This window comes from Pseudoalteromonas sp. NZS100_1, from assembly GCF_015864285.1.
GTDB classification, from domain to species: domain Bacteria; phylum Pseudomonadota; class Gammaproteobacteria; order Enterobacterales; family Alteromonadaceae; genus Pseudoalteromonas; species Pseudoalteromonas arctica.
Map to the genome: position 1 here is coordinate 256,697 of NZ_JADYXN010000002.1, position 14,242 is coordinate 270,938.

A 14,242-nucleotide genomic window follows, 5' to 3' on the forward strand; every position below is an offset into this window, starting at 1 on the left:
ATTTATTTACACTTGTATATATTTAATGCTTTCAATAGCAAAAAGACTATTCAAATGGTTCAATGTGTAGAGTAATTTGCATATAACAAGTTGCTTAAACGGACACAAACAGCTGGCTGTGCTCGTTCCTCGCTATTATAGCCAGCCATTTTTAGCCGCTTAGCAAAGCGTTATGTGTAAGGATACTTCGTGCCATTAATTGATATCCCCTATATACCTCAACCGAAAAACTCACCTAAGTGTGGGGCGGCATGTTTATCGATGATAATTAAGTATTACGAAAAGAAGAAAATAAAAATTGATGACATCTGGGAAAATGTAAAGGATAAAAGTCCTGAGTTACATAGAGACTATTGCAAAACTTATAAACTAGGCCAGTACTTGCAAAACTATCACTTCAGTTGCTCGATCGTTCGTTATTCGTCACTAAGTACCTTCTTAGAATTTTGTCTTTCTCGGAATATAGCGCCTGTCATTAATCACCTATCGTTTGAAAATAATATAGGTGGGCACTTTTCCGTAGTTAAAAACTTGTCAAACAACATGGTCATAATTAACGATCCTGAAAATAAAAAGCGAAAAAGCGTACCTTTTAAAGATCTTGAGAAAGCTAGTAAGAAAACTTCAATTTCCCAAGAGATAGGGGGTAATACGGCATTAGTACCAACATTTATGTTGCCTGTATTTACTAAAACTTGCCCTAATTGTGGCAATGATATTGACGCATCTTTTTCTAAAGTGGCAAATGTTAGCTCGGTCAATATAGTTGCCGAATTATGCTTTAATTGCGATAGTTTTATTCCAAGTTACACATAACAAGCGCATTAAATCTGACGTTACACATTGTCCGATTTTTTGCTTAAGAGAAACTGACGCAAAAAAGCGTCCAACATGCTCCGCAGCTTATGCGGGCGTTGAGGCTGTAGAATTACTCTTTTTAGGAACGTATCCAACTATTCTTGGTTGGTTGCTTTTTAACCTTGAATCCATCTGTTCGCTGTGATCTAATAGATATTATTCACCCACGGTAAACTGTTATGGCTAACTATAAGCCTGACTTATCCTGTCAAAATAAACTCATTCCTATCAATTTCGCTGAACAAATTTTGCCTGGCACCTTTGAGTATGCCCTTTGTTATATTGTCGAAAATAAACTCGACTTGTCGGGCTTTGACACGTGGTATAACAACGACAGAACGGGCGCGGCGGCGTATCCACCCTCGGTAATGCTAAAGATTATTTTACTGGGTTATGCTCATGGTTTAATTAGTAGCCGTCGGATTGCAAAGGCTTGCGAGCATAATATTTTATTTATGAGTGTGTCGGGTGATATCCAGCCGCATTACACATCAATAGCGGGCTTCGTGGCTAAAATGCATGAACAGATTGAGCCGCTTTTTACGCAAGTACTGATGATATGTGATGAGGAAGGCTTGATAGGCCGCAACATGTTTGCCATTGATGGATGTAAATTAAAGTCCAATGCGAGTAAAGAGTGGAGCGGCACATTCGATGAGTTAGGTCGAAAAAAAGCAAAACTAGAACGCGCAAGCAAACGTATTATTGAACGCCACCAATCACAAGATGGACTGAGTGAAGAGTTGATAACTCAGGATTTAAAACAAAAAGAGAAGCTGGATAAAAGTGCAGATAAAATCACCGAGTTCTTAGCCACTCACAAAGAAAAAACAGGCAGTAAAGGCAAGCCAGTTAAAAGTAATATCACCGACCCCGACAGCGCGAAAATGACCACCTCAAAAGGCACAATTCAAGGCTACAACGGCATCGCGATTAATGACGATAAACACCAAATCATCCTGCAAGCTCAAGCGTGGGGCTCAGTGGGTGAGCAACAAACCCTACAGCCAGCTGTTAAGCAATTAAAGCAGCAGCTTGATAAATTGAACACTGACAAGCGCAAAGACGATCACACGATTAAGTTCACCGCAGACAGTGGGTTTAACAGCGAAGCAAATCTCGAATTTATGGCGCAAAGCGGGTTCGATACCTACATTGCGGATAATCAATTTAGAAAACGAAATCCGCTGTTTAAAGACAGCGAAACATACGAAACGGAGCAAGAAAAGCGCCGACTAAAACGCAGTAAAGGCAAGCCACGCTTATTTACCTCAGACGATTTTCATTATGATGAAGCAACTCAAACCTGCCATTGTCCTGCAGGTAATGATATGTGGCGAAGTGGGGTTAATGTAAAAAGTCATAATCAGCAATACACGCGATTCTGTGGTTACTTAAAAGACTGTAAAACATGCCCGCTACAGCAGCAATGCATGCGAAAACCACCGATAGAAAGGGGACGACAAGTTCAGTTTATAAATAATGAATCACGCAAAAAGCTGAGCTATGTAGACAAAATGAAAGTAAAAATAGACAGCCCAATCGGACGACGACAATACAGTAAGCGATTAGGCTGTATTGAACCCGTGTTCGGCAATATTACCGTCAACAAGGGCATGAATAAATTGACCTTACGGGGTCAAACGAAAGTTAATACGCAATGGCAACTGTATTGCCTTGTTCATAATATAGAAAAACTGCAAAACACGATGCATTAAGAAGGGGAAGTCCTTTTAACCTAAATAAAACCACTCAACCACTCGTAATCGCTTCCAAAACGCCAATTTAAACAACACCAAACACTTCTTTATATGCTGCGTAAAAATACAGTAATCAATTGAACCAAAATAGGAACTCAGCTATGGTTTGTTTATCAATAAAACAAATTTTAAAACGAGTTAATCTACAGGCTCGTTATGCGCCAGCTATAGCTACTTATTTCTACCACATTAGGTTTAATAAAAAATGAATATTATTAGTCAAGAAAATATCCAATGGATATTTAGCGGTTGTGGAGTTGCTATTGTTTCTGTAATTGTTGTGTATATAAAAAACCGTAAAAAGAAGCCTGTCAAAGAAGCTTCATCATCAGAAGGCTCTAGCATTAAATCGGGGAATGATTCTAATAATGTAATATCTAAAGGGAATGTTAACATTAATATTACAGGTAAGGACTAATGGGCAGGTCAATTGTATCAGGCGATAACTCTACGAATATCATTTCTGATGGAGATGTTAATTTAAATATCCAGTTAGACACTAAGCATCTAAAAGGAGAGCTTCGAGATATTATCAAAGAAGAAATATGCAACTTAAAGCTGAGTACTGACTCATTAGAATTAGAGACCTACAGAAGCATAGTTACAGGTAATGTAATAGATGCAGAAAAATCTATTGAGCTTTTAGTAAAAAAACACAAAGACTCATATTCAAAGGGGATACTTAAAGCGGCTAATTTATATGTACTTGTTAATAGAGACAAAGCTCTTGCCTGTTACAGAACTGCATATAAAAATTCTAATAAGGATTTTGAAATAATAAATTCTTATGCGTTGTATCTAATGAACTTAGGGCAGCTCAAAGAAGCAGAATCTATTTATTTAAATGCTATAAAAGATCTAGTTTTAAATTCAGAACTCGAACCTATAGAAGGAAACTTAGGGGTATTATATAAGAACCTAGGTGATTATGATGAAGCAATCGAACACTTAATAATAGCGTCTGAACTATCAATTGAATTAAAGAAGGATATTGGGTCTGCAAAGCATTTGAATAATTTGGGCGCTTGTTACCACAATCAAGGTGATTATGAAGAAGCAATTAGTGTGTTAACTGTAGCTTTGGATACTATAACCTCACTTGAGGTAAATGATGAAATAGAAAAAAACGATATAAAATCTACAGAGTCGAGTATCTTAGCAAATATTTCTATTTCATATAAAACAGCTTATCAAAAAACTAAAAATAACGTTTTTTTGTATGATGCGATTAAACATTCTCTGCAAGGTGTTGAAATATCAAGTGAAAAAAAACTTACTACCTACCTAGGCAGACATTATGGAAATTTAGCTAATTTCTATAGTTTGCTAGATAACAAAGATAAATATAGGGAATATTTAATTAAAGCAAAAGAAACATTTGACGATCAAACTTCAGATAAAGATAAGCTAACTTGTGTTATGAATTTTGGCTTGCTCTGTTATGAAGAAGGTAATCCACATAAAGCTATTGAACATTATTTGGACTGTTTAGATCAAGGTGTAAGTGATAAATACAAAAAACTACATGCACTAACTCAATATAATTTGGCTATAGCATTTGATAGTATAGGACAAGTTGAGCGAGCGAACAGAGCCGCGAAAACTGCATGCTCACTTTTTGAAGAATTTGGACAATATAGTTTTGTAAAAGATCTTAAATCTGCATTTTTAATTGATTAAGCGTATAACAAGGTATTTAAACGAAACAAAAACAGTGGGTTACGTTTCGCTTCGCTACACATTTTAACCCACTATTTTTGTCCGCTTAATGCGGAGTTGAGGCTGTAGAATTACTCTTTTTAGGAACGTATTCTACTATTTCAAATTGATTGCTTTTTAACCTTGAACCCATCCGTTCGCTGTGATCTAATAGATATTATTCACTCACGGTAAATCGTTATGGCTCTTTCTTTGGGTGAGAAGTCAAGCCTGACTTATCCTGTCAAAATAAATTCATTCCTATCAATTTCGCTGAGCAAATTTTGCCTGGCACCTTTGAGTATGCCCTTTGTTATATTGTCGAAAATAAACTCGACTTGTCGGGCTTTGACGCGTGGTATAACAACGACAAAACAGGCGCTGCTGCGTATCCGCCTTCGGTAATGCTAAAGATTATTTTACTGGGTTATGCACATGGTTTGATCAGTAGTCGCCGAATTGCTAAAGCGTGTGAAACGAACATTTTATTTATGAGTGTATCAGGGGATATTCAGCCGCATTACACATCAATAGCGGGATTCGTGGCCAAAATGCATGAACAGATTGAGCCGCTTTTTACGCAAGTGCTGATGATATGTGATGAGGAAGACTTGATAGGCCGCAACATGTTTGCCATTGATGGGTGTAAATTAAAGTCCAATGCGAGTAAAGAGTGGAGCGGCACATTCGATGAGCTAGGTCGCAAAAAAGCAAAACTAGAACGCGCAAGCAAACGTATTATTGAACGCCACCAATCACAAGATGGACTGGGCGAAGAGTTGATAACTCAGGACTTAAAACAAAAAGAAAAGCTGGATAAAAGTGCAGATAAAATCACTGATTTTTTAGCTAATAATTAGTATGACACCCATACTAATAAAGATAAACATGACACCCATCCTAAATTTTATGAAAAACACTAATAGATTGAACCAAAATAGGAACTCAGCTATGGTCTATTTATCAATAAAAATAAATAAAAAAACGAGTTAATCTACAGGCTCGTTAGGTGTACAAAATTGAGTTATGAGAAAGCGTATAAAATATCACTCATATTCTTTTTAATGATTATTCTTGTAGCAGTATTTGTAACACCGCAAGTCGAAGGTTATGGGGATTCAGTGGCAAGTGTTGCAATACTTGCTCTGTCAGGTCATTGGATTATTCATAATGTTATTGCTTTTAAATTTGGTCAAATAGATATTAAAGGCTTTATGGTAAACCGTACAAAAAATCCCAAATCGTTTGGATTAATACTTTTTTCAAAAGGTTTATTTTCAACATTATTTATATATCTGGTTTTGCGTTAAAGTATACTTAACAAGGCAAAGCAGTAGGACTAAAAACAGCTGGCCATTACTCGAGCCTCGCTATTTTGCCCAACAATTTTTAGCCTCTGTTTGAGGCGTTATATGTACAAGGAGAGTTCAGTTGATGCGTTACCTATTTTTACTGTTGCTAATACCTTTTTATTCTTTTGCCGAAATTAACCTTCCTCTGCAAAAAGAACTAATTGAAATGGAAATTGAAGATCAACATATTCGAAACAAAATAGGAAAAGCTGGATGGCAAAACCCGCCCAAAACACTCCTAGAACAAATGATGAAAATAGATGAAAGTAATACAGGAAAACTTAAAGCTATCATTAAAAAGCATCATTGGGTAACAAAAGATTTAGTTGGAGTTAAAGGAGTTGGAGCAGCATTTTTAGTCATTCAGCATTCACCTGATGTTGCATTTAAAGTAAAAATGCTTCCTTATTTAAAGCAATCATATTTGAATGGCGAAGGTGTTAGCGGACAACAAGTTGCTCTTTTAACTGATAGAGTTCTTATTGCACAAGGAAAGAAACAAATCTATGGTACTCAAGCTGACGTGAGTGAAGGTAAAGTTGTGTTTAGCCCCATAGAAGATGAAACTAATGTAGATAAACTGCGTGAAGAAATGAAGATGCCCTCTTTAGATTTTTACTTAAAAATAATGGAAAAAATGTACGGGATTAAAGAGCACCCTGAAATAGACTTGAATTAATCTACATATAACAACACGGCCTGAGGTGGACAGCAAGCGCTAAAGCTCTCTTTCCATCGCAAATTTTAACAGCGGTGATCCCTTACTTTTCAATGTAGTTAGGTAAGTTGATTCATCGTAGGGCGTATGTAGATTTAGACCCGACTTTACTTATCTAGTTCTTTTCTTAGAGGAAATAACAAAGGCACCCATCCTAAATTTTGCACATAAACACCAGTAATCCTTTTCAAAACGCCAATTAAAACCAACAGTAAACACTTCTTTATATTCTGCGTAAAAATACAGTAATCGATTGAACCAAAATAGGAACTCAGCTATGGTTTATTTATCAATAAAAACAAATAAAAAACGAGTTAATCTACAGGCTCGTTAGGTAATTCAATGAATACTGCCATCGATGAAGTCACAAATAATTACCAAGACTGGAGCTTAGACAAATTATCGTATGTGGATGGGTTACTAACACTGAACATTATCACTTATTTAGAAGATGATGCTCCCGTAAGGTTTATGGTTGTGTTTACAAATACCGTTTTATTCGAAACTTATGATGAAAGTAGCCATTTTCATGACTATCATCAAAACCGTGATTTGGGCGTCATCGGCGTATATTCTGATTCAAGCTTATTGGAGTATGCTCAAACTAAAACGAATACTTTCAGTTTAAACAACAATAAGCTGTTTCATTATTCAGTAATGACTACAAATGAAATCATTCATGTTTTAACAAATATTGAGCCTCAGGTGATAAACGTTACATAACAAAACGCGCTGAGGTGGGCGACTAGTAAAATTTGGCTATTAATTGTGGGAAGCTGAAAATAGTAAGTAAGATTTTAAAAACTTTATAACAAGGAACGTATATGAATTTATCTGAAGGCAAAACTATAATTGAATTTGAAATATCACAAACAGGCCACCAAATTATTGAAGCTAAAATTAATGGTAAATCGTTACGTTTTATTTTAGATAGTGCCGCTGGATCATCTGTTTTAGACCGTGCATGTCTTATTGAGCTTGGCATTGAAGAAACACTCAATGTTGAGAATGCAGCAGGTTTGGGGACTTCGGATCACGATATGGGCGATATAGAAGTTCATTCAATAGAATTAGGAAATGCCTTATTTGAGAGTCCTGATTTTGTATCACTTAATCTTGACCATGTACAAGTAGCAGATGGTGAAAAGGGAGTACATGGCTTATTAGGCTCTCCGTTTTTTATTCAATACCAAGCTGGTATCGATTTTTCAAAAAACAGGCTAGAGCTTTTTAATGAAAAAAAATTAAGTATCTAACCTAAACTTTGTTCTTTAGTAAATTTTAACTAGCGCACCATGTTTATAGGTTTGATCATGGCATGATGCGCCAGCTGTAATCGTTTACAATTTGTATTTTAAAGCTACTTTCCAAGTTCTTATCTAATAACTCTTATCTAATAACTCTTTTCTTATAATTTCAGCCCCAGCGCTCAAGGCATTTAGTTTGCCGTTAGCAATATGGTGAGGTAGGGGAGCCATGCCGCAGTTTGTACACGGGTAAAGCTTGTCGGCATCTACAAATTGCAGTGCTTTACGTAGCGTATTAGCTACTTCTTCTGGCGTTTCGATTGTATGATTTGCTACATCAATAGCGCCTACCATTACTTTTTTACCGCGAATAAGTTCTAGCAAATCCATTGGTACATGGGAGTTATGGCACTCTAGTGAAATAATATCGATATTAGATTGCTGCAGCTTAGGGAATGCTTCTTCGTACTGTCGCCATTCGCTTCCTAGTGTTTTTTTCCAATCTGTATTGGCTTTAATACCGTAGCCATAGCAAATATGCACGGCGGTTTCGCATTTAAGCCCTTCAATTGCGCGCTCTAAACAGGCGATTCCCCAATCGTTTACTTCATCAAAAAATACATTAAACGCGGGCTCATCAAATTGGATGATATCAACGCCTGCGGCTTCTAACTCTTTAGCTTCTTGATTAAGAATTATGGCAAATTCCCACGCTAGTTTTTCACGGCTTTTATAGTGGTCGTCGTATAGCGTGTCGATCATGGTCATTGGGCCTGGCAATGCCCATTTTATTGGTTGTTTGGTTTGCTTGCGTAAAAATTTAGCGTCTTCGACAAACACAGGTTTTTGACGGCTAACAGGGCCCACAACGGTGGGTACGCTTGCATCGTACCGGTCACGAATTTTTACTGTTTTACGTTTTTCAAAGTCAACGCCATTTAGGTGCTCTATAAATGTAGTTACAAAATGCTGCCTTGTTTGCTCGCCATCGCTAACAATATCAATGCCTGCTTGTTGCTGGTCGAATAATGACAAACGTAGGGCGTCGTGTTTGCCTTCAATTAATTCATCACCTTGTAATTTCCAAGGTGACCAAAGAGTTTCTGGCTCTGCAAGCCATAAAGGCTTAGGTAAACTGCCCGCGGTAGAGGTTGGTAATAATTTTTTCATAATAAATAATGCCGTATATTTTAGTTAATTATTAAACGTAGCGTTAAGCGCGTTATTTTTAGTTATTATTAGTTATTATTAATGCTCGTTACTATCAATTGTTATGAAAGATAGTTAGCCGAAAACTGATCAAGAACCGTTTGGTATGGCTTGATAAAATGCTCTTGTGCAAACTTGCCTTGCTCGTTTGCTAACTTGCCGCGCTCTTCTCGGTCATACACAATTTGCGTTAGTGAATGATCCAAGTTTTTTAAGTTTGGTTTATATGATTTACCCGCTGTTGCGTTGGCATTATAAATCTCTGGTCTGTAGATTTTTTGAAACGTTTCCATTGTACTAATGGTGCTTATAAGCTCAAGATTGCTGTAATCATTCAGTAAATCACCAAAGAAAAACAATGCTAAAGGCGCTGCACTATTTAATGGCATAAAGTAACGTACCTGCAAGCCCATTTTTTTGAAGTATTGCTCAGTTAAAGACGATTCATTTGGCTCGTATTCAACACCAAGTACCGGATGTTGGTTTTCGGTGCGGTTGTAGGTTTTGTTATCTGACACACTCAGGCATATAACCGGTGGCTTTTTAAAGTTTTGTTTGTATGTATCCGAATTTACGAATGACTGAAATAGCTTGCCATGTAAAACCCCAAAGTCATCTGGAATACTAAATTGAGGCTTGCCTTTATTGTGCTCTTGTAGGAGTACGCTAAAGTCGTAGTCGCGCACATACGATGAAAAGTTGTTTCCTACAATGCCTTCAATGCGCTTATTAGTTTTATGATCAACAATATTTGTTTTTAATATTTCGATTGATGGAAAGCTTTCGCCGCCGTCTTCAATACCTATCTCAACAGATATAATTTCAAGCTCAACAGCATAACGCTCACCTTTGGTGTTATCCCAATGGGCTAGGGCATTAAAACGGTTGTTAATCATGTTTAAGGCGTTACGCAAGTTTGCTTTGCGGTATTCACCTCTGGCTAAATTAGCAAAGTTGGTTGTGATACGCGTATTAGTTGATGGATGATAATTTTCGTCGAGTGAAACGCTCTTAATATTAAATGTAAAATCTTTTTTCATCGTGTTTATATCCAATTTATAATTTAAACCTGATTGATGCTCTGCGCTTTATTAACCTTGCAACTTACTGTGCTGGTTTTGTTATTCAGCGGCTTTAAGTTGTTAGTAATAGTGTTTAGCGCTAAGGGATGAGTAATTTATACGTTGATTGGTATATGAAGAAAAACGGTTTAATTTCACATAAAACATGAGTCATATTCATTAATCATTATTGTTAGATGTGATTGCTTAGTAATTGATGACAATTAAGCATGAATCGATAGAAATAAAGGATGGATGTTCAGCCGTTTAGACTTCCTTTATTTCGGTGTGCACTTTATTCATGTTGAACATGAGGAATATTCAAAGAAGTTTTTTATAGCTATAACAGTGTATTAGCTAAGCTTTTAGCTGTTTACATCGTTGTTTATAGTAAATGTTATGACTATTTAAGCTTAAGTTAGCTATAAAAGTAGTTACTTCTGCTAGTCTAGTATTAAAAGGTAAACAGGCTTCTTAATAACTGCATAGCACTTAGGTATTAATAAAAGCGCTATAAATCATATTAATAACAATGTCAGTACGTTAAGTAAGTTATACTTATTTTTCATCACCTCACCTATCGAGTATTCGTGGATATCAAAGGCACTTGTATTGCATCAGTTACTGATGAGCATGGCCCTGTATATGTATATCAAACAAAAAAGAATCTTATTCTCAGCTTTGACGGGAAAATTTATCAAAGCTGTATCAAATTAGATAATATTAACGGGTTAAGCTTAGCTTATACGCAAGCGATGATGGCTGCGCTTTTTTTTATACCGCACTTAAAAACTGCGATGATAATGGGGCTTGGGGCGGGCTCTATAGCAAAAAGTCTTTATCATGCGTTTCCTGAACTGACTATTCATACCGTTGAATACCGCAAAGCCGTTGCCGATATAGCTATAAAATATTTTGAAGTTCCTGTGTCAGAGCGTTTGTTTATTCATATTGATGATGCTGCAAATTATATGAAAAAAACGCAAATAAAAACGGATGTTATTTTTTCTGATTTATATAGCTCAGAGGGGATGGAGTCAGACCAAGTGCAATCATCATACTTACGCGATTGTAAAAATGCGCTCACTTTTGATGGTGTACTCGTCCTTAATATTTGCCATACCAAAGTTGGGCAAAGAGAGGTATTTGACCAACTGCTTGATACAGAGTTTGCAGGAAAAATTCTTAGTTTTGTTATTGAAGGCGGTAATAAAATTGTTTTTGCTTTTAATAATACAATGCCTTCAATTAATCAGGATGAGTTACTGGCCAAAGCTCACGCGTTACAAAAATTAATAAATGTACCAATGGACCGCTATGCCGATCTTTTATTTAATTGCGCTGAGCTTAAATAAGTAAAAACAACCTACTTTTTAGGATGATGCTATTTAATCGCTGTTTTTGTAATCAACTGTTAAATGGCTAGTTTTAAGCCCATCTATCTGCTGTTCATTTAAACTTGGTTAAACTAATCATATTCTGAATAAAAATAATAAAGTACATACCCGTACGGAAATACTCATAAATGGATTATTGTAAAAATATAATTGCTAAATTTATAAGCGCAATGCAAAAGCGGCCTGGATTATTGGCTGTGATGTCATTTTTGTCGGGTGTTGCTAGCTTTGCACTGGTAGATAGAAAAGAGTCTTTTTCGCAATTTATTGCCATATTTTTGCTTGTTAGTTGGCTATGGCTGATTATTGATAACTGGCTACGTGACAAAGTTGAAGAAAAATTTGGTGTGGCTGTATCTCCTAATGTAATGCGTTTTGCTCTGCAAATGGTGCAACAAGAAAGCCTATTTTTTGCGTTGCCATTTTTTTTAGCGGTTACGCAGTGGGATCATCCTCAAGCAATTTTTACTTCCCTCATTGCTTTGTGTGCACTTATATCGGTAATCGACCCATTTTATTACAAAAAACTTGCCAGAAACCGCACGTTATTTACTGTTTTTCATAACTTTGCTTTATTCGTTGTTTTGCTTGTTACGCTGCCTATTTTATTAAATTTGACTACTAGCCAAAGTTTAGCCGCAGCTCTTGTAACGGCTGTAGTGGTTACTCTACCGAGTTTAAACAATTTAATGCCTAATGCACGCTGGTGGCGTTTTCCTATTCTTGTAGTGATTTTATGTGCCTTAAGCGCGTCTATTTGGCAATTAAGAAGCTACGTGCCGCCTGCAGCACTGCGATTAACCGATATTACGTTAGCTCATGAGGTTGATTTACAGCATAAAAAGCCTGTAGGGAGCATTAAGCAGTTAGATTCTTATACGCTACACCATCAAGGTTTATATAGTTGGACGGCTGTTAAAGCGCCAAGAGGTTTAAACGAAAAAATATTTCATGTATGGATACATAATAAAAAAGAGGTTGATCGAATTACGTTAAATATAAACGGTGGGAGAGAACTTGGTTATAGAGCATGGACTCACAAGGTAAACTTTCCTAAAGACTCTGTTGGTAAATGGCAAGTTAAAGTCATTACTGAGTCAGGACAACTAATAGGTTTAACGAAATTTACTGTTACACCTTAGTTAGCTTAATCGGCTGCAATTTAAATAACTAATTGATATAGTTTTTTCATAGCAAAGTAATGGATATAAATTATGAGTATTGCGTTTGAAATTTTTATTTGGCTAATAGTTGAAACGGGTTTGAGCTTTTTGTTTTACTCGACCGGGTGGCTGCTAGTAAAAGTGGTAACGTTTGGGCAGTATAAAAGCGAGTTTAAGGATTTTGCATCTTATAAAGCGAGTAAAGCTAGAAGAGTCGACTTAATCTTCTTACTCGGTTTTTGTTTTTACTTTGCACTCATTGCCGTTATGGCTTATTTGAGTCACTAAACTGGCTAACAAATTAGGTTAATTATTTTAAGAATAATAAGCAGCTTAATGAATTATTGCTGCTTATAGTTTTCCCCTTTACCGCACTTTTTTACACTTCCTACTTATACTTTCCTGTTTTTGCAATAGGGAACACCTCACCGTGAGTACTATAACTATCATTTTAACTATTAAATTAAGTACCAGCTAGAGCATTGCTCGGTGCGTATATAGCTTTGGTTTGTTGGTTGAAATCCGAGCTAATTGCAACTTGTAGTTTATGGGTAATACTTAGTAAATACTTTAAAATCTAATAAATAAAACAATAAATGTGCATCCATTTATTGCGCTAATACGTTTTATAACAATACTATGCGCCACTTTTTACCATTTATGATGGTTTTGGACTTAATAAATGACTCACTATTTAAAATATGTATTTGTTATTACGACTCTAGCGGGAGTAAATACAGCTTACGCACAAGCAAAAACACAAGAGCACTATCAAGAGCTTGAAGTGGGTGTAGGCGGAAATATTAAGCATACTAATACTGACGTAAATTATAAAAATAAAGAGTTTGATTTACATATCCACCCATTATGGGAAAGCCGATATGTAACCGAAGGTCGAGATAACCTTGCCGGTAATGGTATTACATCAATTGCTACTGAGTTTAATTATAAAAACTTTGCGGTGATCCCTTGGGCGGCAAAAGGTATTAGTAGTGATTATTCAGAGCTTAATTTAAATGCTATTTATACCGCTCACTTATCTGAGCGGATAGAGATGTATGTAGGTTATAACTATATTAAAGCTCGTGAAGAAGGCATTGATGCTCACGATAATGAGCTAAGCCTCGACTTTGCGTATTTTTATGCAGACGATATTCAGTTGTTAAGTAGTGTTTATCATTCATTTGATGTCAGCGGTACATTTTTGGAGCTGGCAGTAAAAAAAGATTTTTATATTAACGATTTACTATCAGTAGATATTCAATCGGGCGTGGGGTTTAATGCGGGGTATGTTAATGATGGGCACAACGGAATTAACAACGTAAAGTTTACTGCAAACTTGTCGTATCAGCTTTTTAATCAGTTAGCCTTATACACATATACAAGCTATAGCATTGCAGTTAATAAAGATGAAAAACGCTTTGTAGGTGACGAGACACTTCGAAATATATTTTGGGGTGGTGTAGGGCTAAGTTATCAATACTAATCGAAACAGTTTAAATTAATTAGGTGCAGTAAATTTACTGCACCTAATACCAATCCGCAATAATACTTAATCATTTTGCGGGGCTAAACGTGTCGCTACCTGTGTTAAAAAACTTTCATTTACGACTGCATGGATGCAGAAGGAAGAGCAACGCAGGAGCAATTGCCGAGAACAACCAAATAGCGAATTTTTTGCCTAGCTATCAACACGTTTTTCGGTAGTGTTTAGAAATCTGTGTCATTTCAGTATTATTAAGAAAACAGGAGTGACACATGACTCAATCTTTCGATTTC

At 36.2% G+C, this 14,242-nt stretch carries 15 protein-coding genes; 13 read left to right on the forward strand and 2 right to left on the reverse strand.

All coding sequences use genetic code 11. The features are described from left to right. Window positions 1-189: 189 nt before the first annotated feature. The 9 genes from I6F66_RS02430 to I6F66_RS02470 all read left to right on the forward strand — a co-directional run bounded on the left by I6F66_RS02430 (window position 190) and on the right by I6F66_RS02470 (window position 7,642). Window positions 190-816, forward strand: a complete 627-nt coding sequence (locus I6F66_RS02430) for a cysteine peptidase family C39 domain-containing protein (RefSeq protein ID WP_197208649.1) — start codon at window positions 190-192, stop codon at window positions 814-816. A gap of 221 nt (window positions 817-1,037) precedes the next feature. Continuing rightward, complete coding sequence (locus I6F66_RS02435) at window positions 1,038-2,576, forward strand: transposase (protein ID WP_197208651.1); 1,539 nt, start codon at window positions 1,038-1,040, stop codon at window positions 2,574-2,576. 247 nt (window positions 2,577-2,823) lie between these two features. After that, window positions 2,824-3,036: a hypothetical protein gene (locus I6F66_RS02440; protein WP_197208653.1), complete on the forward strand. Its 213-nt coding sequence runs from the start codon at window positions 2,824-2,826 to the stop codon at window positions 3,034-3,036. After that, entirely contained in the window at window positions 3,036-4,298 is a 1,263-nt protein-coding gene (locus tag I6F66_RS02445) for a tetratricopeptide repeat protein (RefSeq protein WP_197208654.1), read from the forward strand. Before I6F66_RS02440 ends, I6F66_RS02445 begins: the two co-directional genes overlap by 1 nt. Before the next feature lie 302 nt (window positions 4,299-4,600). Further along, window positions 4,601-5,176, forward strand: a complete 576-nt coding sequence (locus I6F66_RS02450; RefSeq protein ID WP_231611816.1) for a transposase — start codon at window positions 4,601-4,603, stop codon at window positions 5,174-5,176. A 159-nt stretch (window positions 5,177-5,335) separates the two neighbouring features. Then, window positions 5,336-5,626: a hypothetical protein gene (locus tag I6F66_RS02455; RefSeq protein ID WP_231609578.1), complete on the forward strand. Its 291-nt coding sequence runs from the start codon at window positions 5,336-5,338 to the stop codon at window positions 5,624-5,626. A 124-nt stretch (window positions 5,627-5,750) separates the two neighbouring features. After that, a complete protein-coding gene (locus tag I6F66_RS02460) occupies window positions 5,751-6,347 on the forward strand; it encodes a DUF6624 domain-containing protein (RefSeq protein WP_197159392.1) in 597 nt (198 codons plus the stop codon). 381 nt (window positions 6,348-6,728) lie between these two features. Next, window positions 6,729-7,109 (forward strand): hypothetical protein, encoded by a 381-nt coding sequence (locus tag I6F66_RS02465; protein ID WP_165728599.1) that lies wholly within the window; start codon window positions 6,729-6,731, stop codon window positions 7,107-7,109. A 101-nt stretch (window positions 7,110-7,210) separates the two neighbouring features. Next, a complete protein-coding gene (locus I6F66_RS02470; RefSeq protein ID WP_197159393.1) occupies window positions 7,211-7,642 on the forward strand; it encodes a retropepsin-like aspartic protease in 432 nt (143 codons plus the stop codon). 123 nt (window positions 7,643-7,765) lie between these two features. Here the strand turns inward: I6F66_RS02470 and I6F66_RS02475 are convergent, their stop codons facing one another. Further along, window positions 7,766-8,803 carry a methionine synthase gene (locus I6F66_RS02475; protein ID WP_165739833.1) on the reverse strand — a complete coding sequence of 346 codons (1,038 nt, stop codon included), beginning with the start codon at window positions 8,801-8,803 and terminating at the stop codon, window positions 7,766-7,768. Window positions 8,804-8,904: 101 nt separating this feature from the next. Next, on the reverse strand, window positions 8,905-9,882 hold the full coding sequence (locus I6F66_RS02480; protein WP_197208656.1) for a DUF1852 domain-containing protein: 978 nt from the start codon (window positions 9,880-9,882) through the stop codon (window positions 8,905-8,907). A 611-nt stretch (window positions 9,883-10,493) separates the two neighbouring features. Between I6F66_RS02480 and I6F66_RS02485 the strand changes: the two genes are divergently transcribed. The 4 genes from I6F66_RS02485 to I6F66_RS02500 all read left to right on the forward strand — a co-directional run bounded on the left by I6F66_RS02485 (window position 10,494) and on the right by I6F66_RS02500 (window position 13,949). After that, entirely contained in the window at window positions 10,494-11,258 is a 765-nt protein-coding gene (locus tag I6F66_RS02485; RefSeq protein ID WP_197208658.1) for an ATP-binding protein, read from the forward strand. 170 nt (window positions 11,259-11,428) lie between these two features. Then, entirely contained in the window at window positions 11,429-12,442 is a 1,014-nt protein-coding gene (locus tag I6F66_RS02490) for a DUF5924 family protein (RefSeq protein ID WP_165728604.1), read from the forward strand. A gap of 72 nt (window positions 12,443-12,514) precedes the next feature. After that, the gene (locus tag I6F66_RS02495; protein ID WP_165728605.1) at window positions 12,515-12,751 is read left to right on the forward strand and encodes a hypothetical protein; all 237 of its coding nucleotides are present in this window, start codon (window positions 12,515-12,517) and stop codon (window positions 12,749-12,751) included. 394 nt (window positions 12,752-13,145) lie between these two features. Next, window positions 13,146-13,949 carry a hypothetical protein gene (locus I6F66_RS02500; RefSeq protein WP_197208659.1) on the forward strand — a complete coding sequence of 268 codons (804 nt, stop codon included), beginning with the start codon at window positions 13,146-13,148 and terminating at the stop codon, window positions 13,947-13,949. Window positions 13,950-14,242: the final 293 nt, after the last annotated feature.

Bases quoted from the DNA above. Each gene is read 5' to 3' on its own strand.
- I6F66_RS02490 (WP_165728604.1), top strand. From the start codon at position 11,429: ATGGATTATTGTAAAAATATAATTGCTAAATTTATAAGCGCAATGCAA.
- I6F66_RS02465 (WP_165728599.1), top strand. From the start codon at position 6,729: ATGAATACTGCCATCGATGAAGTCACAAATAATTACCAAGACTGGAGC.
- I6F66_RS02500 (WP_197208659.1), top strand. From the start codon at position 13,146: ATGACTCACTATTTAAAATATGTATTTGTTATTACGACTCTAGCGGGA.
- I6F66_RS02435 (WP_197208651.1), top strand. From the start codon at position 1,038: ATGGCTAACTATAAGCCTGACTTATCCTGTCAAAATAAACTCATTCCT.
- I6F66_RS02480 (WP_197208656.1), bottom strand. From the start codon at position 9,882: ATGAAAAAAGATTTTACATTTAATATTAAGAGCGTTTCACTCGACGAA.
- I6F66_RS02460 (WP_197159392.1), top strand. From the start codon at position 5,751: ATGCGTTACCTATTTTTACTGTTGCTAATACCTTTTTATTCTTTTGCC.
- I6F66_RS02440 (WP_197208653.1), top strand. From the start codon at position 2,824: ATGAATATTATTAGTCAAGAAAATATCCAATGGATATTTAGCGGTTGT.
- I6F66_RS02445 (WP_197208654.1), top strand. From the start codon at position 3,036: ATGGGCAGGTCAATTGTATCAGGCGATAACTCTACGAATATCATTTCT.
- I6F66_RS02470 (WP_197159393.1), top strand. From the start codon at position 7,211: ATGAATTTATCTGAAGGCAAAACTATAATTGAATTTGAAATATCACAA.
- I6F66_RS02495 (WP_165728605.1), top strand. From the start codon at position 12,515: ATGAGTATTGCGTTTGAAATTTTTATTTGGCTAATAGTTGAAACGGGT.
- I6F66_RS02475 (WP_165739833.1), bottom strand. From the start codon at position 8,803: ATGAAAAAATTATTACCAACCTCTACCGCGGGCAGTTTACCTAAGCCT.